The 20,790-nt window shown below is 37.1% G+C and carries 17 protein-coding genes; 7 read left to right on the top strand and 10 right to left on the bottom strand.

Features of this window, described 5'->3' with window-relative positions:
* Positions 1 to 84 precede the first annotated feature (84 nt).
* Complete coding sequence (locus M948_RS28750; protein ID WP_021289888.1) at positions 85 to 525, bottom strand: OsmC family protein; 441 nt, start codon at positions 523 to 525, stop codon at positions 85 to 87.
* A 301-nt stretch (positions 526 to 826) separates the two neighbouring features.
* Here M948_RS28750 and M948_RS28755 point away from each other — a divergent pair, with 301 nt between their 5' ends.
* Together M948_RS28755 and M948_RS43165 are read left to right on the top strand one after the other, a co-directional pair.
* Positions 827 to 1,522 (top strand): Na-translocating system protein MpsC family protein, encoded by a 696-nt coding sequence (locus M948_RS28755; RefSeq protein WP_021289889.1) that lies wholly within the window; start codon positions 827 to 829, stop codon positions 1,520 to 1,522.
* Positions 1,523 to 1,629: 107 nt separating this feature from the next.
* The gene (locus M948_RS43165) at positions 1,630 to 1,797 is read left to right on the top strand and encodes a hypothetical protein (RefSeq protein WP_021289890.1); all 168 of its coding nucleotides are present in this window, start codon (positions 1,630 to 1,632) and stop codon (positions 1,795 to 1,797) included.
* A gap of 62 nt (positions 1,798 to 1,859) precedes the next feature.
* On the opposite strand, the gene M948_RS28760 is transcribed toward M948_RS43165, so the two are convergent.
* Together M948_RS28760 and M948_RS28765 are read right to left on the bottom strand one after the other, a co-directional pair.
* Complete coding sequence (locus tag M948_RS28760) at positions 1,860 to 2,648, bottom strand: TerC family protein (RefSeq protein WP_021289891.1); 789 nt, start codon at positions 2,646 to 2,648, stop codon at positions 1,860 to 1,862.
* 316 nt (positions 2,649 to 2,964) lie between these two features.
* Positions 2,965 to 4,704, bottom strand: a complete 1,740-nt coding sequence (locus M948_RS28765) for a phospho-sugar mutase (protein ID WP_021289892.1) — start codon at positions 4,702 to 4,704, stop codon at positions 2,965 to 2,967.
* Between the two features lie 232 nt (positions 4,705 to 4,936).
* Between M948_RS28765 and M948_RS28770 the strand changes: the two genes are divergently transcribed.
* A complete protein-coding gene (locus M948_RS28770) occupies positions 4,937 to 6,019 on the top strand; it encodes an AI-2E family transporter (RefSeq protein WP_021289893.1) in 1,083 nt (360 codons plus the stop codon).
* Positions 6,020 to 6,298: 279 nt separating this feature from the next.
* Here the strand turns inward: M948_RS28770 and M948_RS28775 are convergent, their stop codons facing one another.
* Positions 6,299 to 7,141 (bottom strand): GNAT family N-acetyltransferase, encoded by an 843-nt coding sequence (locus tag M948_RS28775; RefSeq protein ID WP_021289895.1) that lies wholly within the window; start codon positions 7,139 to 7,141, stop codon positions 6,299 to 6,301.
* A gap of 101 nt (positions 7,142 to 7,242) precedes the next feature.
* On the opposite strand from M948_RS28775, the gene M948_RS28780 reads away from it, so the two are divergent.
* Positions 7,243 to 7,425 carry an SE1832 family protein gene (locus M948_RS28780; protein ID WP_021289896.1) on the top strand — a complete coding sequence of 61 codons (183 nt, stop codon included), beginning with the start codon at positions 7,243 to 7,245 and terminating at the stop codon, positions 7,423 to 7,425.
* 382 nt (positions 7,426 to 7,807) lie between these two features.
* On the opposite strand, the gene M948_RS28785 is transcribed toward M948_RS28780, so the two are convergent.
* Entirely contained in the window at positions 7,808 to 9,670 is a 1,863-nt protein-coding gene (locus M948_RS28785; protein ID WP_021289897.1) for a cation:proton antiporter, read from the bottom strand.
* Positions 9,671 to 10,092: 422 nt separating this feature from the next.
* On the opposite strand from M948_RS28785, the gene brnQ reads away from it, so the two are divergent.
* Both brnQ and recQ read left to right on the top strand, forming a co-directional pair.
* Positions 10,093 to 11,391: a branched-chain amino acid transport system II carrier protein gene (gene brnQ, locus M948_RS28790; protein ID WP_021289898.1), complete on the top strand. Its 1,299-nt coding sequence runs from the start codon at positions 10,093 to 10,095 to the stop codon at positions 11,389 to 11,391.
* 124 nt (positions 11,392 to 11,515) lie between these two features.
* Positions 11,516 to 13,651: a DNA helicase RecQ gene (recQ, locus tag M948_RS28795; protein WP_021289899.1), complete on the top strand. Its 2,136-nt coding sequence runs from the start codon at positions 11,516 to 11,518 to the stop codon at positions 13,649 to 13,651.
* A gap of 147 nt (positions 13,652 to 13,798) precedes the next feature.
* Here recQ and M948_RS28800 read toward each other — a convergent pair whose 3' ends face one another.
* Positions 13,799 to 15,043, bottom strand: coding sequence for an aminopeptidase (locus M948_RS28800; protein WP_021289900.1), 1,245 nt, complete (start codon positions 15,041 to 15,043; stop codon positions 13,799 to 13,801).
* A 289-nt stretch (positions 15,044 to 15,332) separates the two neighbouring features.
* Between M948_RS28800 and M948_RS28805 the strand changes: the two genes are divergently transcribed.
* Positions 15,333 to 15,662, top strand: coding sequence for a winged helix-turn-helix transcriptional regulator (locus tag M948_RS28805; RefSeq protein ID WP_021289901.1), 330 nt, complete (start codon positions 15,333 to 15,335; stop codon positions 15,660 to 15,662).
* Positions 15,663 to 15,723: 61 nt separating this feature from the next.
* Here the strand turns inward: M948_RS28805 and M948_RS28810 are convergent, their stop codons facing one another.
* The 4 genes from M948_RS28810 to megL all read right to left on the bottom strand — a co-directional run bounded on the left by M948_RS28810 (position 15,724) and on the right by megL (position 20,703).
* Positions 15,724 to 17,145, bottom strand: coding sequence for an alanine/glycine:cation symporter family protein (locus tag M948_RS28810; protein ID WP_021289902.1), 1,422 nt, complete (start codon positions 17,143 to 17,145; stop codon positions 15,724 to 15,726).
* Positions 17,146 to 17,226: 81 nt separating this feature from the next.
* Complete coding sequence (locus tag M948_RS28815; protein ID WP_021289903.1) at positions 17,227 to 17,745, bottom strand: acyl-CoA thioesterase; 519 nt, start codon at positions 17,743 to 17,745, stop codon at positions 17,227 to 17,229.
* Between the two features lie 26 nt (positions 17,746 to 17,771).
* Complete coding sequence (gene cls / locus M948_RS28820; RefSeq protein WP_021289904.1) at positions 17,772 to 19,214, bottom strand: cardiolipin synthase; 1,443 nt, start codon at positions 19,212 to 19,214, stop codon at positions 17,772 to 17,774.
* Positions 19,215 to 19,518: 304 nt separating this feature from the next.
* A complete protein-coding gene (megL, locus tag M948_RS28825; protein ID WP_021289905.1) occupies positions 19,519 to 20,703 on the bottom strand; it encodes a methionine gamma-lyase in 1,185 nt (394 codons plus the stop codon).
* Positions 20,704 to 20,790 lie beyond the last annotated feature (87 nt).

The raw sequence follows: 20,790 nt of genomic DNA on the forward strand, positions 1-20,790 counted from the left end.
GACTTATTTAAAATACAATGGTTTAGCTATTGTGTCAAGGAAATGATTTACACTAAAAAAACTACTGTACAATATGTACAGTAGTTAACCAATGATTGGAATTAATTCAATTTCTACATTCCCTTTGATCGCACGGGAAATCATACAGCTCTGTTCTGCTTTTTCTACTAATTTACGAAGTCGACTATACTGTTGATGCAAAGCTTGCTCTTCCAATTTTACTTTCGGCCGATGGATAATCTTTTTATAAGTAAATACACCTCTAGTTACATCCACAATTCCTTCTGAATCTAAAGACATCTCTTTTAATGGTAAATCTGCTCGTTCAATCATCGCAGCTAGCGTAATAATATAACAGGTTGCAGCTGCCCCTAGCAACATTTCATCGGGGTTTGTACCTATTCCTGGACCATCCATTTCAGGTGGGATAGATATCGCGGTTTTCAAGTTTTCTGCTTCAATATAACCTTGACTATCTCTGCCGCCAGGCCACTCTGCTCGTAAATGAAATTGATGTTCTGCCATATTTAATCACCTCTACTTTAGCGTATCAAATCGTTTAATATTATTAGAATATTTATGCCTGAATTATATAACATTTTCAGATACAAAGGGAACGTTTTTTCATTAAGGCTAACCATTCACATAACAAAGCCTTATACATAAATGATAAGTGCCACCGCTTCCCTCTTTATGATATCATGTTGGCTAATTCAAAAGAAACTGTTAGAGGTTAGGTTTCTTGTCACTCGTTAGGTGGTAATGTATACTATTAATGGGAATGCAATATGATGTGGATTCCTCTATATAAAGGATGATTGAACTAGTGGAAACAAGAACAATGGAGTCATCAATAGCCAGTGCAGCTGGCAAACTATTACGTGATCATTTTGGTAAGGGTCCTGGATCTTTATTTGTTACGGTAGAGAAGCCCTTTATTACGATATATTTAAAGAATTTTCTCGCTCCGATGGAGAACGTCTTATTAGAGCAAAATAATGCACTAAAGGTTCAGGAAACAAGAGATCTATTAATGAGTAAAATAAAACCCGATTTACAAGTATTACTTTCAGCGGAGACGAATCACTCCGTAGGGACTATTCGCTATGATTGGAATTTAGAAAAAAGGACAGGGATTCTTTTTGCCGAATTACAAACCAATCCAAACGAATTTGAAACGGATCGGCTTGACTACAAAGCCAAAAAAGAAATACATGAGGAAATTGAACGATTTACGAAGAAGGCGCAAAAATCTCCTCGCAATATCAAATCATTTAAGCTAAATGATCGTACAATTATTTCAAAGCGAGAGGATATTCTTGTATGTATTGAAAATGAATTAATCAATACTGGTTTTGAAGAGCAATTAAGGCTGTCGAAACGGAAATTGGAGAAGCACTTAATTCAAACAACTTATCTTGAAACTGTTTTAGAACAAGCTATTGAAGATGTATTTGTAGATTGGGATTTTGATAGTGATACAGGTTATGTAATATTCATATTACATGCTCCAAATAAATAAGGTGGGAATGTCTAGACAATAGCGCTAAGACATAAGCCGAAAAGGATAATTACCTTTTCGGCTTTTTTTATTGAATTGTAACAACAGATAAGGAGTGGAGAGATACGATGTATAAAATAATAGCAATTGGAACAAACAATGTACGTGCTAAACTTGCCATCGATGAAGAAGAAATGATATTTGAAACGTATGAAGAAGCTGAACAATTTCTCCAAGAAACGGATAAAGCGAATATTTTACCTGATAATTATCAACTAGTAATTGAAGAGCAATAATTCGATCTTAAAAAAATCGCCCCCTATTAATTTATAAGGAGGCGATAGGTATGAAATGAAATTTAATCCTGCATCTGTGCTTTAGAACCTTTATCAGAATTACCCGATTTAAACCAGCCAATAACAGCGATAGCCACTAATACGACATAGAAAATGGTTTTCCATAGCGTAGAATGTGGAAAGTCATGTGGGATGAGAGCAATATCTTCATGCGCAAGTACGATTAAAGCAAGCTTAACACCAACCCAGCCGACAATAACAAACGCTGCAATTTCTAAACCTGGACGCTTGTTTAACAATCCGACAAAAATGTTTGCCGCAAAACGCATGATGATTAAACCTATCATTCCTCCAGCAAAAACAACGAAGAATTGCCCAGTATCCAGACTTCCAATTTCACCTAGACCTGTCGGCGGTAACGCCACTGCCAAGGCAACTGCAGCCAATATAGAGTCCACTGCAAAGGCAAGGTCTGCGAATTCAACTTTGAGAACAGTCATCCAAAAACTACTGCCCTTTGACTCTTGGGCTTTTTCTTCTAGTTCGTCTCCTTCATCCTTAGATGACTTAAACTTATCATATAAATTCTTAAACGCGATAAATAATAAGTAAATTGCTCCTAATGCTTGCACCTGCCAAACATCTACTAGGAACGAAATAATAAATAATGATCCAAATCGAAGTATAAAAGCTCCAGCTAATCCATAAAACAATGCTTTTTTTCGTTGTTCCTCCGGAAGGTGCTTAACCATGATGGCTAATACGAGCGCATTGTCTGCTGCCAATAATCCTTCAAGACCAATAAGAACGACTAATACCCAAAGGTATTCGATTAATAAATCGGCACCCATCTCAATTCTCTCCTTTCAACGTCACCAATAACGATGACTTCTGCTGCAGGTGTGATTACCCTACTATTACCTTTAGTAACTTAGTGAAAACAAAAAAGTTCCTACCAATAGGTAAGAACCAATAAAAAAGACCCTTACCTTATATTGGTAAAGGTCTCGCTAACAACGATCGTTGCCAATTCAGCCGGAGAATGTTCTCGTAATGACGACTAAAATTGTACAGCTACTCCCCTTTAAACAGGAATATTTCATTACTTCTTATTAAACCGTTAAAAGCAATAAATGTCAAATGAATCAATTGCCATCATTCACAGTTTCATCGCTTGGTAGATAAGTTCAACTGCTCATCCATTTCTTTCTGTAAAGCTGTCAGCTTATCTTTACTATCTTGTACATTTTTACCGCAAACCCCATAATAGCATTTGATTTTCGGTTCTGTACCAGATGGACGTAAGCAAACCCAGCTATCCTGTTCTAAAATGAATTTCATCATGTTTTCATTTGGCAGTTCGATTTCTTCTACTTTTTCTTTTTCATCTACGATTATACGTTCTCCAGTCAAATAATCTTCTATTTTTTCTACTTGAAAATCAGCGATAGACTCCATAGGATGTTGACGAATCGAATCCATAATGGCAGAAATTTGTTCCGATCCTTCTTTCCCTTTAAATGTCAGGGAAGTCATCCCTTCTAGATAAAAACCATGCTTCTCATACAGACCATGGAGCACATCCAGTAACGTCTTATCTTGCTTTTTCCAATAATATGCCATTTCACATGCCATCATTGCTGCTTGTACTGCATCTTTGTCTCGAGCGAAACTACTAATTAAATAACCATAACTCTCTTCATAACCAAATACAAACGATTCCCCAGTGGCATCAAATTCGTGTATTTTTTCACCGATATACTTAAAACCTGTTAATGTATTAATTGTCTTAATGCCATAACTATCTGCGATTGCTCTTCCTAGTTCAGATGTGACTACTGTTTTTAACATTCTTCCACTTTTTAAGAGTGCCTTATCGCTATGGGATAAAATATAATCTAATAGTAATGCTCCAAGTTGGTTTCCAGTTAATACTTGGTAATCACCTGTATGTTTCTTCACAGCGACACCTAATCGATCAGCATCTGGATCTGTTGCTAATAAGATTTCTGCATCTATGGTTTTCCCTAACTCCATTGCCATACTAAACGCCTGATGTTCCTCGGGATTTGGTGATGTTACCGTGGAAAATTCTGGATCTGGCAGAGCCTGTTCCCCTACAATATGAACATTGTTGAAATTCAGCTGTTTTAATCCACTTGTAACCAACTCATAAGCGGTTCCATGTAATGGTGTAAAGACGAATGGCATCTGCTTTGCCTCAGCTATCTCATCTGAGTGTAATTTAGAGATTTGTACAAGACGCTCTAAATAAGCATTGTCAATTTCGTCTTTAACCCAATTTAGCAGCTCTTTTTCCTCCAATTGATCCTGCTCTAAATAAGGTACCAATAACTCATCCTGCGTTTCCCCAATATAGGATATTATCTTAGAGGCTTGATCTGGTGTAATTTGTCCACCATCCTCATTATATACTTTAAATCCGTTATATTCCGGTGGATTATGACTAGCAGTAATCATTACCCCAGATACAGCACCTAAATAACGAACTGCAAATGATAATAGCGGAGTAGGTCGTAAAGATGTGAATACGTAAGCAGTAATTCCATAGGCACCGAGCACTTTCGCTGTTTCTAAAGCAAACTCTCTTGACATATGTCTAGAATCATAGGAAATAACCACTCCTCGATCTTTCACATTGACCGTATGCTCTAATAAGTAGTTTGCTAGACCGTTGACAGCTTTTCGAATCGTATATACGTTCATACGGTTTATCCCAGCCCCTATTACACCACGCATTCCACCTGTACCAAAAGATAATTCTTTATAGAAAGCATCTTCCAATGCTGTTTGATCTCCTTCCAACTGATCCAATTCTTCTTTCAGACTTGGTTCAAGTTGTTGAAATGAATTCCACTTCTCATAAACACGTTCCCAACTGGTCATTACTTTGTCCTCCAACTAGTTTAATCTATACGAATTTTAGCATATTTTGTTGAATTATTCTATGTTTCCACAAACTTCGTTTACACCCTCCTAAAAACGGTTATCATGAAATCATAGAGAAGCTTCATTAAGTACTGCGATGTATATTAATTAATCATGAAGGATTTACTTTCTATTATTCTTGGAACAAGGTAAAATAAAGCATATATGAATTGGGAAAGTTGGGATACGATTGGTAAATAAACGATGGTTTCAATTTTTAGTGTTTTTTATATTAGTATTTTCTTTAATCTTGCTTATTTCCGTGACGGATTTTATCTTTAGCCCTTTTGTTAAAATTATTGGTGCAGTTGCTGTTCCAATAATTGGTGCCGGTATTCTGTACTACCTAACGAAGCCGATTATGTACTTTCTTGAACGATTGAAAATAAATCGAATCCTATCCATTGTTCTTGTATTTCTTTTGTTAATCCTTATTGGTTTCTTTGTATATATGTACATCGCACCAATTGCACAGCAGCAATTTAGAAATTTAATTGACAATATACCGACAATGGTTAATTGGGCACAAGACTTGATTTCATTATGGCAGTCTAATCAAACTGCGATACCAAAAGAAATAGACAAGGCGATTAATGACTTCACCAATAATTTGCAATCTCATATTGATAGCACGTTAAACTATCTCTTCGGATTCATTGGGCAACTAATTGGTTTTATTACAGCACTTGTACTTGTTCCATTCTTTTTATTTTTTATGTTAAAGGACGGAGAAAAGCTAGTACCATTTATTACGCAAATCTTCTCTCAGAAAAAGGCAGCAAACATTCGGTCACTGCTTTCTAAAATAGATAGTACGTTAACTTCTTTTATTCAAGGGCAATTGATCGTTAGTTTTGCAGTAGGTGTGCTTCTTTTTATTGGTTATTTAATTATCGATCTCAAATATGCCCTTACATTGGCTTTATTCGCTATGGTGATGAATGTCATTCCATTTGCTGGTCCATTTATTGCTGTTATTCCAGCCTTGATTGTGGGGGCATTCCAGGATCCTATGAATCTTTTCTGGGTTTCTATTGTTATGATTGTTGCCCAGCAAATTGAGAGTAATTTAATTTCACCAAATGTGATGGGGCATGCTTTGGATTTGCATCCATTAACTGTTATTACCGTAATTCTTGCTGCAGGCAGTATCGCCGGATTCCTAGGTATATTATTCGCCGTACCGTTTTATTCGGTCGTCAAAACCATTATTATACATTTCTACGAAACCTATGTAGATTCTAAGAAAAATAGAGAAGATGCATTGATTTAATTAGGGATAATCCTAACGTAAACAGTAACCGATAGCATAAAAATCCATTTTTCACATCGTAATCTGAAATAGATTAGAATGCGTTCAACTAAATCGACTAAGCGAAATCCGCTTAGTCGATTTAGTCTATGGACTTGAGTAGTTTTTGTACCCCCTGCCTATGGTAATTAACGAGGCCAGCTAAGAAACGATTAAAAAACGGAATCCTAGCTGGATATAACATTTGCATAATCGGTTCATCGTTCGGATATTTTTTTATATGTTCCTGTTGCTTATACCTCATCCTGTTTCACATTCATAAACGATAGCTGAGCCAATTTCCTTATAACCGATCCTCTTGTAGATGCGATTGGATGTTGGATTACGCTTATCTGTAAATAGACAACAGAACTGAAAGCCTTGATCGAGGAACTTATAGCTAAGTGCCGTGACAATACTCGTTGCGAAACCGTTTCGTTTAAACTCGTCTGGTGTGTAGACAGCATTTATTGTCGCACCATGTTTGGTTTGCCTTGATTTATTCGCCATGGATACTTTTTGATTATCGACTTGCCAAAAGTATGCAGATTGATTGCGAATGAACTCTGTCGCTAATGTTTTGGCTCGAGATTGGGTGATTTTCTCATTTGCTTCTTTTCCAAAGGCAACCAACCAATGATAAAGCAGTGTATAATCATCTTCTTTTGCCAGAATAAGCTGTCCACTTGTTGGAAGTGGTAGTTGCACTTGATCCAATTGATAAATTAATTCTTTCATATGGATGACAACTCTATCGCCTGTTCGTTTTTCCCATTCCTTTGCAAACGCTGTGGCATACTTATCAGGTCCCAATACTCCTGGTACATCCAAATTACGCTTACCCAATTCACCAACAATTAAATGAATAACATCTAAGTCGATCGATGCTACAGCTGGTAATATCCAATTATGTGGCGGTGTACGTAAATATGCATAGATTGCTTCACCGTCTTCTTCCACCCAACCCAGCTGGCATTCCGTTCGATAAGTCTTCAAACGATGTAAAATACCAAGCATTAAATTATTGCATGCTTCCTGCTTTAACAATAATCTTTCTGTTTTTTGGATAAATAATTCTATTGAAGCAGTCATTACATTCTTCATCTAATCTCCCCTATCATTCTTTTAATTATTCGATATAAATCAAGGTTTTCCCTGTTTTATAAGTAGAAAATTCGCTACACTGGAATTAGAGGTGATATGCGATGTCAAAAAAACAATTACAAGCCAAGCTAGATGAACTAAAATCTGATTATGTCCGGATTCAAGGAGATCTAGATAAGCTAGAATACGTACGTGGAAGAGTATCGTCGGCAGAAGAACAACTCATTCGTTTAGAAAAGGAAATTGCTGAAGTGAATAGACAGCTTCGTGAATGGAATGATTGAATGATATAAATAGGAATATAAGAGTGAGCAATGTTGCTTCACTCTCAGCTTGTAGAGAATTTTTCTACAAGCTTTATTTCTGCCACCAGGAGCAAAGTCTGTGCTCAGTGATCTTGGCTCACTCATTCTTCCCCGGAGTGGAATGGGTCTTCTCTCCTCGGAAGGTGAAGGGCATTTTCTTCATGTTCTGGCAGACTGCTGTTATCAACATTTGTTCCTTGCTTTCTTTTTACTCAAGCGCATCAATGGTTACCATTTTTCGACCTTTAAATCATAAAACAACAGTCGAGAATAACAATTGAGTAGATTGAATTTCGGAAAAATGTCAAAAAACAAGACTGTCGAGAACTTCTCGACAGTCTTAAGAATGTGAAATGTTGCTTCACTCAACTTTCATGTTGGTGCCATTATTACGTTGGTTATCTAATTTTGCTTTAATTTTTGCCTTCTCCTTATTTGGTGGGGTAAGACTTACAATGGTATCGCCAACAGCTGGAACTGTACGCATTTCTTCAGAATAAAATTTCAGTTGGCCAGAAGGCTTAATCAAATAAAGAAATACGGTAGATTCATCTTTATCTGCCATATACTGTTTATAATTGTATTGTGACGTTAATGTCGTTTGTCTGAATACATAATGATTATCTAATTTATCCATTAAATCTTCCAACGTAAACTTCTTATCAAATAGTATCCTTCCACCCACTTTTGAAACGACATCTGTCGTATCTCCGCTCATGTGATCAATTGGACTAATTTTAAAGACATTTGTTCTGCCATACTCAGGCATAAACGTTGTACATACTAAGGAATTAAAAGCGTGATTTTCTGTTATAGTTAACAAATATTCATACGGAATCGTATCTAAATTATACTCCGTTTGTTCTGATAAAATATTCCCATGATAGAAATTAATGCCTGCTTCACGTACAGGTCGTAGCCTTTCCCAAGATGAATCCACAATAATAACCGGGAAGTTTGCCTTTGACAATGATTTTGCTAATTCGATCGTAAAGCGATTGGCACCGTTTATCAATGCGCCTGGTTTTCCTTCCATCGACAAATGTAATTTCTTCGAGAGCCAACCAATTGAAAAACCATGTGCCACAACCGTAAAAATCACAAGTCCGAATGTTAAAGTGGTTAATATCTGCGCATCTTCAAATCCTTGTTCGGTTAGCACCGAAGCAAAATAACCAGATACTGTTAACGCCACAATTCCTCTTGGTGCTATCCAACCAACAAGGGCTTTTTCATTAAAGGTTAGACTTGTACCAATCGTTGATAGGAAAATGGATAACGGACGAACGACAAACATCATTAATAATACATAACCAATAATATTGGGACTAAAGATGTGAAGTAAGGTTTCTAATTGTAAAGATGCGGTTAACATGATGAAAATGGTTGATATGAGTAAGATGGAAATATTTTCTTTAAAATGGCGCATGTCGGAAATAGAACTAATTCCCATATTGGCTAAAGTAATACCCATTGCAGTTACTGAAAGAAGTCCTGTTTCATGCATGATTTCATCTGCACCAGTGAAGCAAAGAATAACCACAATAACGACGGCAGGAGATTTCAAAAACTCAGGAATATGTCCTGTTTCAAACATCCAACCAATTCCTTTACCACATGCCCAACCAAAAACAGCGGCAAATAAGGAAGCTGCAAAGAAGAGCATTAATTTTGCCCCATCCGGTTCAGTTGCTGTCAAAAACGTAATAATTTCAAAGGCAAAGACAGCTAGCAGTGCACCTATCGGATCAACAATAATACCTTCCCACTTTAAGATTTTTGCAGGCCTTGGTTTCAATTTTGATTGTCGCAATAAAGGCATAATAACAGTAGGACCAGTAACAATAAATAATCCACCGATCACAAAAGCAACGGTCCAAGACAAGCCTGCAATATAGTGTGCAGTTAGTGATCCTAAGATCCAAGCGATAAAAGCCCCTACGGTTGATATTCGAAAGATCGGCTTACCTAGACCACGTAATTCTTTAAAACTTAGATTAAGACTCCCTTCAAATAAAATGATAGCTACTGCTACCGATATAATCGGGCTATATAAACTGCCAAAGTCTTCCTCCGGATTAATTAATCCTAAAATTGGTCCTGCTAGTAAACCAGTAATGGACATGACCACAATCGCTGGCATGCGATAACGCCACGCAATCCATTGTGAACCAATTCCCAAAAGACCGATTAGCATGATTTCAAATAATAAAGACGGAACCATGTCGTACCCCCCTATTTCAATATACATATGAGAAATAAATCTAACATATTTTTTCTTTCTAATCACTTTTTTTATACTACGTATTACAAGCGGGATAGAAAGTGTAACATACACATAGCCACAGGGCGCGGCAATATGTTTCGTCTAATATACGTTTTCGTGAGATAAAAACATTTTAAATGTGTATCGTAAGAATGTAAACAATTTTAATTTATTCCTTCGTGAAGTAATATTATTGAAAACATTTCCATTTTTATAACTTGTCATTGACATTTTAAAGAACAACCTGTTAATATTATGTCTGCTTTGCTGTATTTTCAGAAAACAAACTGAAAAATTACGTCAGTTATTGTCAGACTATATTGAAAATGGAGTTTATACAACTCCCTCTATTTATTTTCAATAATAGAAGGGATTCCTATATGATGAGTAAAGATATGTTTATCATTGGATTTATGTTATTTGCTTTATTTTTTGGAGCAGGAAATTTAATATACCCTCCTGTACTCGGAGCTGAGGCAGGCACTTCGTTTGTTGCTGCAATGACAGGGTTTATTATAACTGGAATTGGATTACCGATTATAGCGGTTACTGCTATTTCGTATGTAAAGAATGATGCAAGAGAATTAGGTAACCATGTACATCCACTATTTGGACTCTTATTTACTTGCCTTGTTTACCTTGCTATTGGACCATTTTTTGGTATTCCTAGGGCAGCTACCGTTGGATATGAAATGAGCGTAAAACCATTCCTTACGGATACCTCTACACAAGGGTTATGGCTATTTACTACCATTTTCTTTTTAGCTACTTTTCTTGTAAGTTTAAACCCTTCAAAATTAGTAGATCGAATTGGACAATATTTAACACCCATTCTTTTTCTAGCTATAACTATATTAGTAATTGGAGGATTCGCCTTCTTCGATCAACCATTAGCGAATCCGACAGGTGGCTACCAAGATACCCCATTTTTCACTGGTTTTATTGAGGGATATTTAACAATGGATGCTATTGCAGCACTAGCCTTCGGTATTATAGTGGTAAATACGTTTAAGGAAAAAGGCATTACTTCAAGAAATGCGGTTATCCTGTCCACATTAAAAGCTGGATTAGTTGCTGGTATTGGATTAATCGCCGTTTATGCCTCCATCGGTTGGCTGGGCGCAAAATTCACCGAAGGAGAAGCATATACCAATGGTGGCGAGATCCTAGCCCAAGCTGCATCAACCTTGTTTGGCACAACAGGAACATTATTACTGGGCGTCATTGTTACGTTGGCTTGTTTTACAACTTCAGTTGGGTTAGTTGTAGCTACTGCTCAATTTTTTTCAAAAATCATTCCATTGGCTTATCCATGGATCGCTAGTATAATCACATTAATCAGTTACCTAATAGCCAATCAAGGACTAGATTCGATTATTCGCTTTTCCGTTCCTGTATTAATTTTCCTTTACCCAATAGCTATTGTTCTCATTTTATTAACCTTTATACACCCTTTGTTCAAAGGTAGAAAAGCCGTATATAGAGGAGCAATCATTTTTACATCTATATTCAGTTTAAATGATGGATTAAATGAACTAAGTGTATCGCTCCCGTATATCTCAAACTATATAACCCTTCTACCTTTATTCGATCATGGTTTAGGCTGGGTACTTCCAGCCTGTGTTGGTGGGTGCATTGGTTATTTGGTATCTATTACTTTCTCGCGTTCCTATTCGTAATTCCCATTATCCATTTAAAAATAAGACTGTGTAACATAGACCATTAAACGAACGAGCCTTATTTTCTAAAACTTTTTTCTATGTTTATATGTTAGGATTAAAAATGGAAGAGGAGGATATACGAATGGGAATACGCGAAGAAGAATTATTACAGACATACTTTGGTTATGAAACCTTCCGTCCAGGCCAGGCAGAAGCAATCGATGCGATCATAAAAGGACAAAATATTCTTGCCGTTATGCCCACAGGTGGCGGGAAATCATTATGCTACCAAATCCCAGGGTTGGCTTTAGAAGGAACAGCAATCATAGTATCCCCACTTATATCACTTATGAAAGATCAAGTTGATGCCCTGCAGTCACTTGGGATTGTAGCAACTTATATAAATAGCTCATTATCCACAATGGAGCAACAAGATAGACTACGAGATATTGGTAAAGGTCGGTATACCTTTGTATATGTAGCACCGGAAAGATTTGAATCAACTATGTTTATGCGTGCTCTCAAGGGAATGAACATATCATTAATTGCATTTGACGAGGCCCATTGTATTTCTCAATGGGGACATGATTTTAGACCAAGCTATCGTTCCATTATTCCATATTTAAGACAATTAAATGATTTACCAACCGTTATGGCTTTAACTGCGACGGCTACGGAAGAGGTCATTGAAGATATTCAGCAACAACTACATATTCATCATGTTGTTAATACAGGGTTCAAACGGGAGAATTTATCGTTTCATGTCATTAAAGGGAAAAATAAATCCACTTATATCCAGTCTTTCTTGAAGGAAAGGAAGCATGAATCCGGAATTATATATACAGCGACGCGCAAACAGGCTGATGCTCTCCATGATCAACTAGAGAAGCGTGGTTACCAAGTTGGTAAATACCATGCTGGACTATCAGAGCAGGAACGGAAAGCTACACAGGCAGCATTTATCCACGATGAAAAATCACTAATGATTGCTACAAACGCATTTGGAATGGGAATTGATAAATCTAATGTACGCTTTGTGATTCATTATGCGATGCCAATGAATATTGAATCTTATTATCAAGAGGCTGGCAGGGCAGGAAGAGATGGTGAACCTAGTGATTGTATCTTATTGTTTTCACCACAGGATATACAACTCCAAAAGTTTTTAATTGAACAGTCTATGATGGATGATGTTACCAAGCAGGGTGAATACCGCAAGTTACAAGCAATGATTAATTATTGTCATACACATAGTTGTTTAACGACGTTCATCTTAAATTATTTTGAAGATATAAACCAACAAAAGATATGCGGCCGTTGCAGCAATTGTATGGAACGTCAAGAAAAGGTGGACATTACAGAAGAAGCCCAAAAAATCTTATCCTGTATAAAACGTATGGGAGAACGATTTGGTGTAGGGATGACGGCCAAAGTATTGAAAGGATCAAAGGACAAAAAAATTAGAGAAATGCAACTTACCAGCTTATCCACATATGGGATTCTTTCCGCTTATACAGAAAAAGAGTTAACGGAATACATTCATTTCTTAATTGCTGAACAAATCATTGCAACAGAGGAAGGAAAATATCCGATTTTAAAATTAAATCATCAATCGGTAGAAGTATTAAAAGGGAAAAAAACCGTTTGGATGTATACGGCGCCGATTCCCAACACAGAACCGACAGATTTCCAGGAAGACTTGTTTGCAGAACTACGTGAGTTACGTAAACAAATGGCAGATGAAAAAGATGTACCTCCCTATATATTATTTTCGGATGCAACGTTAAAAGAATTAAGCAGATACTTTCCAGTAACGAAAGAAGAAATGCTTGAAATTAAGGGTATCGGAGGAAAAAAATACGATCAATATGGAGAACCTTTTCTTACTTTAATTCAAAACTGGAGACATCGTCATCCCGATACGAAACAAGTAATTCGAATCAGTGATGGCCCAAAACCAAAGAAGCGGCAGGAGACCGACGATCAACCAAGTCACCTAGTTAGTTATCAGATGTTCCAAAATGGGAAGTCCTTAAAAGATATTGCTGTAATTCGCGATGTTTCTCAACAAACGGTAGAAGCGCATCTTTTCAAAGCTTTTAAAGATGGATACCCCATCTCATGGGAGATATTTTTTAACGAAGATGATGAAAGAACCGTTCTTGCAGCTCGCGCAACACTTGACGAAGTGAAATTGAAGCCATTAAAAGAAACGCTTCCAGATACCTATGACTATACGAAAATAAAAGCGGTACTCACAAAACATGGATATATGTAACAAGACCGAGTCAGAAGTAGCTTATTCTATAATAAACCGAACGGGTTCGAATGAACCTGTTCGGTTTATTTGTTTACCTATTTCAGTTGTGTCCCGGCCCTTTTTCACTGTGATTTACAAGGACGCGTATTACTTGTAACTATGTTATTATTCCCCTTTTACATTTAGTGCCCAGGTACCATTTCGAAATACTGCTTCTGTTGTGCCATCCGAGAACACACCATCGATATCCAGCTTTTCAGACCCAATCATAAAATCAACATGGCTTAAGCTATCATTTACTCCATGCTTATCCAATTGATCTTCATCCATCGCGGCTCCACCTTCTAAATTTGTAGGATAGGCTTTGCCAAGTGCAATATGGCAAGAAGCATTTTCATCAAATAATGTATTATAAAAAATCAATCCGGATTGAGACACTGGAGATTCATGTGGAACTAGTGCTACCTCCCCCAGTCGTTTCGAGCCTTCATCCGTCTTAAGTAATTGTTCTAATGTCCCTTCCCCTTGCTCCGCTTTATAATCCACTACTTTTCCGTCTTTAAACGTTAAAGAGAAATTATCAATCAGACTGCCTCCATAGTTAAGTGGTTTTGTGCTTGATACCGTGCCATTCACCCCATACTTATGTGGTAAGGAAAATACCTCTTCTGTTGGCATATTGGGATTGAAAGTAGTACCTCCTTCCGTTTTAGCTGACCCCCCTTTCCAAATATGTCCTTCTGGAAGCTCCATTTCCAACGCTGTTCCTGGTGCTTTAAAAATTAATTTTTTATAGTTTTTCCTATTCAATATCTCTCGAGCAGTTCGTAATGTATCATTATGCGCTTCCCATGCTGTAATCGGGTCCTCTTGATCCACGCGGACAATCTTCACAATTGCATCCCATAGGCTTTCAATAGCGTCTTCACGAGATTTCTCAGGAAAAACCTTTTGTGCCCAATCACCAGTTGGAATGGAGATAATTGACCATGCAATAATATCGTTCATGGTATATTTTCGGAAATTCTTCATTGCTTCGGCAGATGCTTTATTCGCTTTGGCCACTTTCGATGGATCAATATCCTTTAGTAAATCTGGATTCGTAGAACGAATATTTAACACAGCTGCACCATCTTCTGCAAATTCATCATGTAGTTGTACCTTCCAATCTGGGTAACTAGCGATTACCTCATCTGGAGCATATTCGTACTTCAATAAGGTTAATTCGTCATCAACCCAATTTATATGTACATTCTTTGCTCCTAACTCATATGCCTTACGCGCCACCTTTCGTGTGAAATCAGCACCTTCAATTGGCGCATTAATCATTAAAGCCTGTCCTTTTTGTAAATTTACACCTGTACGTAAAGCTAACGCTGCATACTTCTCTTGTACTCCTTGACTAACCATAGATTAACCTCCACATTAAATGTTTTCGTATATCTTATTATTTCATAAATTCAATTAAATTACCAAATAAAGTTGGACTATACAGTGCTCCTACATAATCCTACCAATGATTGGCATTTACACTTGTTAATCGCCAAAATTATGGTAATGATTGGATAGTTGAATACTCCCTACCCCTTACCTATTTACGCCATATCAAGAATATGTTATTCTAATAATAGGTTACTTTTCGTAATAACTGTTATTGTATGTAACGATAAATATAATCCTACCAACTGAGGTGATGATCATGGAGAACCTTTGTCCTCGCTTCGAAAAAGCTATGGGTCTTCTCAGCACTCGCTGGGTAGGACTTATTCTATTTGAATTATTAAAAGGTACAAAACGTTTCTCTGAAATGGAAGCAGATTTGCCTATCAGCGGGCGGTTGCTCTCTGATCGACTAAAAATGTTAGAAAAAGAAGGAATTGTAACACGTGATATTTATTCTGAATTTCCCGTACGAATTGAATACTCCCTTTCTGAAAAAGGGAAAGCATTAGAACCAGTTATTAAAGAAATTCAATGTTGGGCAGATCATCATGTGACACTAGAGGAAACGCAACAAGATAATGCTTAATATGTTCACTATCTATAAACAAAAGACCAAATCGTCATAGCGATTTGGTCTTTTGTTTGGTTTATTCTTTGTCTGTTGTTTGCTCTCTTCCCCAGAATTCAATTCCATTCTGATTATCAAGTGTATCACGATAAAAGATTGGATCCTTTCCCTGTTTTCGTTGATATCGATAATCCTGCAACACTTTATTAGCAATCTTAAACAGCCTTGTAATAGCGTAAAGGTTAATAAGCGCCATGATTGCCATGGTCAAGTCTGCCAATGCCCAAACAAAATCAAAGGAGGCAACAGCTCCAAAGAATACCATAGCTAAGGCTGCTAAACGATAAATAAACAATCCTGTTTTACTATCACGAATATATGAAATATTATTTTCCCCATAATAGTAATTGCCTAAAATAGAGCTGTATGCAAATAGGAGGATAGCTATTGCAATAAATCCACTTGCCCAATCTCCAATATGGAAGGCAAATGCATCTTGCGTTAGCTGGATGCCATCTGCTTCACTTCCTTCGTAACCACCAGCAGTAATTAGAATAAATGCGGTTGCACTACAAATTAATAACGTATCAAAAAATACTCCTAAAGCCTGGATAAAGCCCTGCTTTGCTGGATGAGAAACTTCAGCAGTTGCCGCTGCATTGGGAGCACTACCCATCCCTGCTTCATTGGAGAATAAGCCACGCTTAATCCCCATCATAATGGCTGCACCAAACCCTCCACCAGCTACTTCACGAATACCAAAAGCATTTGCGAAGATAATTGAAAACATATCTGGAATCGCCGTAAAATTCGTAATTAAAATGAATAATGATATAACAATATACAATATCGCCATAATTGGAACAATAACTTGGGTAACATTTGCAATACTCCGTAATCCACCAAAAATTACAATCGCTGTGAGAATAAATAAGATAATACCAATTATGTTTTGATTTAAATCAAATTGACCTTCAAATGCAAGACTAATTGTGTTTGATTGTACCGAATTAAACACAAGACCATATGTAAATGTAATGGTAATCGCGAATAAAACAGCGAGCCAACGACTATTCAACCCTTTTTCCATATAATAGGCTGGACCACCACGATATTGTTTATTATCCGGTACTTTGTATACTTGCGCCAAGGTGCTTTCAACAAATGCTGATGCAGAACCAAGTAATGCGATCAACCACATCCAAAATACTGCCCCTGGCCCACCAGCAGCAACTGCTGTAGCTACACCAGCCATATTCCCTGTACCTACTCGTGAAGCAGCACTAATTGCAAAAGCTTGGAACGATGAGGTCCCTTTTTTACCTGAAGCACTAATCGTTCGTTTATCAAATAGTACACGGAACATCTCCGGTATGTTTCTGAATTGAACAAACCCTGTCCTAATTGTAAACCAAAGTCCTAATCCAATTAATACAATAATTAATACATACGTCCATAACACATCGTTGACGGAACCAACGATACCCTCTATAATCCCCATATTACTTCCTCCTTATCTTTCATCATGTTGGTTTCAGGATGTACATTTACTGGAAAAGCATAACTATTTCAGTAAATCAGATTATCCTCTGTTCCAAGGATAATCTGTTCCGAAGATATGGGCAAATTCCTTTGATTGCTCTCGACGCTGTTTTCGCTGCTCCGCCCGATCTGCAGCTAAATGATGCAGTTTTTTCTCATGTTCCGATTCTGGGATAACCCCAGGCACAGGAGTAGGCTTTCCATTCTCATCAATTGCTACAAAGGTTAAAAAGGCTGTAGTACAAACGCTTCGTTCACCAGTCAGTAAATCCTCTGTCACCGCTTTAACAAATACTTCCATCGATGTATGATGCGTCCATGTAACAAACGCCTCCACACAAATGGAATGACCTTCTTTTACTGGAGCAAGAAAATCAACAGAATCAGTAGAAGCAGTTACTACCGGCTTCCTCGCATGTCTAGATGCGGAAATCGCTGCCACATCATCGATGTGAGCCATTAATTTCCCACCAAATAATGTCCCGAAGGAATTGGTATCTGGAGGCAGTACATGCGATGTTTTGACAGCTAATGAATTAGAACAGGCTTTTTTTTCCATCTTATCCTTCCTTTCTATGTTGCATATTATAATACCGGGGAGATCAACCTTGAAATCGACTCTTTAAATCGTATTCCCAAGGAACGTTGCTGATATAACTTTTTGGTCATCTGCGTTGAATGCTGGATATCATCTTCATATTCTGCGACTAATCGTTGAGTTAGATCCTTATCATATAAAAATGCATTAATCTCAAAGTTTAACCGGAAACTACGGACATCAATATTAGCAGTTCCTACGGAAGCGATTTTCCCATCTACGATAATGGTCTTCGCATGAAGGAAACCATTTTGGTAGATATAAACCTCTGCGCCAGCATCCAACAAATCGCCAATATAGGATAGTGTTGCCCAGTAAACAAATGGATGATCCGGTTTGTTTGGTATCATGATCTTGACATCAACTCCCGATAAAGCTGCAATCCGCAAAACATCACGCAGACTCTCATCAGGTATAAAATACGGTGTTTGAATATATATATAATCTTTTGCAGACATGATCATTTTTATATATCCATTTTTAATTTGCTCCCAATCAGAGTCGGGACCACTGGTGACAATTTGAACCCCCACATCACCATGTGGCAATGCATTATAATAACGATCCTCATATAAAATATCATTCCTAGAAGCTTGATTCCAGTCCAGAATAAATCTGGTTTGCATATGTAGCACAGCATCTCCATAAATCCGTAAATGCGTATCACGCCAGTTTCCAAATTTTTTATTTTGACCAAGATATTCATCACCAATGTTAAATCCACCAATATAACCTACTTTACCATCAATAATCGCTATTTTTCGATGGTTTCGGTAATTTATTTTAAAATTTATTTTGGGAATCTTTGGCGGAAAGAATGCTTCCACTTGAACACCGGACCTACGTAGCCGTTTAATATACTTACGCTTTAATGAACGTGACCCCATATCATCATATAAAACCCTTACTTCAAGACCCTCATTTGCTTTTTTAATCAAGATATCCGCAATGCGATCACCTAAATGATCACTACGGATAATATAGTAGAGCAAGTGGATATGATCCTTTGCTTTCTCTAAATCTTGAATAAGTGATTCGAATTTCTCTTTCCCATCTGTAAATATCTTCACACTGTTATCTTGCGTAAAAATGGCATCGTCATTACGTAAATGGAGATAAAACAAATCCTCATATTCGGCAATCTCTCGGTGCTTATATTCAAAATTACCTTCTTCGATTGCTCGTAACTGCGATTGTACAGCCGTCTTAACTCCTAGTCTGCTTTTAGTATCCCATGTGAAAATCCGCCGCTTACTGATCGGTTTTCCAAAAATCAAATATAAAAAGAACCCAGCAATCGGAATAAATAATAACACCATTAACCAAGCCCAGGTAGAACTTGCGTCTTTACGCTCCAAGAAGATAATAGATACACCTAAAGCAATATTAAATAAAAATATAAATCCTATAAAATATGACCATAATTCCAATGGTAAAATAACCTCCCTTACTCAAACGAGAGCGCCATCAACCTTTTTAGGAATAAACTAAAAAGGTTCAAAAATGAAATAGCACATGAATGAAATAATTATATATTATTTCCTCTTCCAACAATAATATAGCACAGAAAGATATTCCTCGTTAGTTTGAATGTTTATGCAATCGTTTCCTTTACTATTTTCTATTATAATAAATTATTGTACTGAATAATCCCCTTTTTATGTAAAATGAAAACATATAAAAACACGTCTATACCAATCTATTGTTGGAACAGACGTGATTATTCCTAATTACTTATAAGTTATCCAGCGCTTTCTGCAAGTCATCCCAAATGTCTATCCAAGATTCTAACCCAACAGATAATCGTACAAGTTGATCCGTAATTCCCATTTTCAGCCGTTCTTCTACGGGAATAACTGCATGTGTCATTGTAGCAGGATGTTGAATTAATGACTCCGCATCCCCTAGACTTACCGCAAGTTTTATAAAAGAAAGCTCATTTAAAAACCGCTGCACATCCTGCTTATCTCCATCAATTTCAAAAGATATTACACCGCCGCCCCGTTCCATTTGCTGTTGGTATATGGAATAATCTGGATGGTCGAAATGGTTTGGATAATAAACGCTAACAACTTTTGGATGCCTCCTTAACTGATCAACAATTCTTTCTGCATTATCGGCATGACGATCAAGTCGTATTGGCAACGTTTTTAATCCTCTTAATAATAACCAGGCATCAAAAGGAGAAAGCACTCCCCCAATATCTTTTTGTGTAGACATGGCAACACTATCTAAGAATTCCTTGCTGCCAACTACTAATCCACCAATAACATCGCCATGACCTCCAATATATTTTGTGGCACTATGGATAACAACATCACAGCCCAATTCCAGCGGTCGTTGGATATATGGGGAGCAAAACGTGTTATCGACAACCACGGGAATATTATATGCCTTAGCAACTTTTACAACTGTACGTAAGTTAATTAACTTCATCGTTGGATTAATTGGCGTCTCAATATAAATACAACTTGTCTCTGGCTTTATTTGAGCTTTGATTGCTAGTTCATTCTCCATTTGTGAAAAATCATGTTGAATATTGTATTTCTCCTTAAGCATGCTTAATAAACCATACGTACATCCATAGAGACCGGAAGAACATAAGATATGATCATTCGCTTTGGTTAAAGCAATTAAAACCGAAGATACTGCGGCCATTCCAGAAGCGAATGCCAGCCCTCGCTCGCCATTTTCTAATGCAGCGATACGTTCCTCCAATAATTGGACTGTTGGATTTGCAATTCGGGAATAGATAAATCCCTCTTCGTCTCCAGCAAAACGTCGTTCACCTTGTTCCGCAGTGTCAAATGTAAACGTAGATGTTTGAAATAGAGGTGCTGTTAAGCTTCCTAACATATCCTTTGAGTCATACCCACCGTGAATTACCTTTGTCTCTAATTGCTTATCTGTGCTTTTCATCGTCATCCCCCTATCTAATTCTTGTAAACTGTTTACCTACTATCCATCATATTCGAAGGACAACATGAATGAAAGCGTTTTCTAGAA

This window comes from Virgibacillus sp. CM-4, assembly GCF_000445495.1.
GTDB lineage: Bacteria > Bacillota > Bacilli > Bacillales > Amphibacillaceae > Virgibacillus > Virgibacillus salexigens.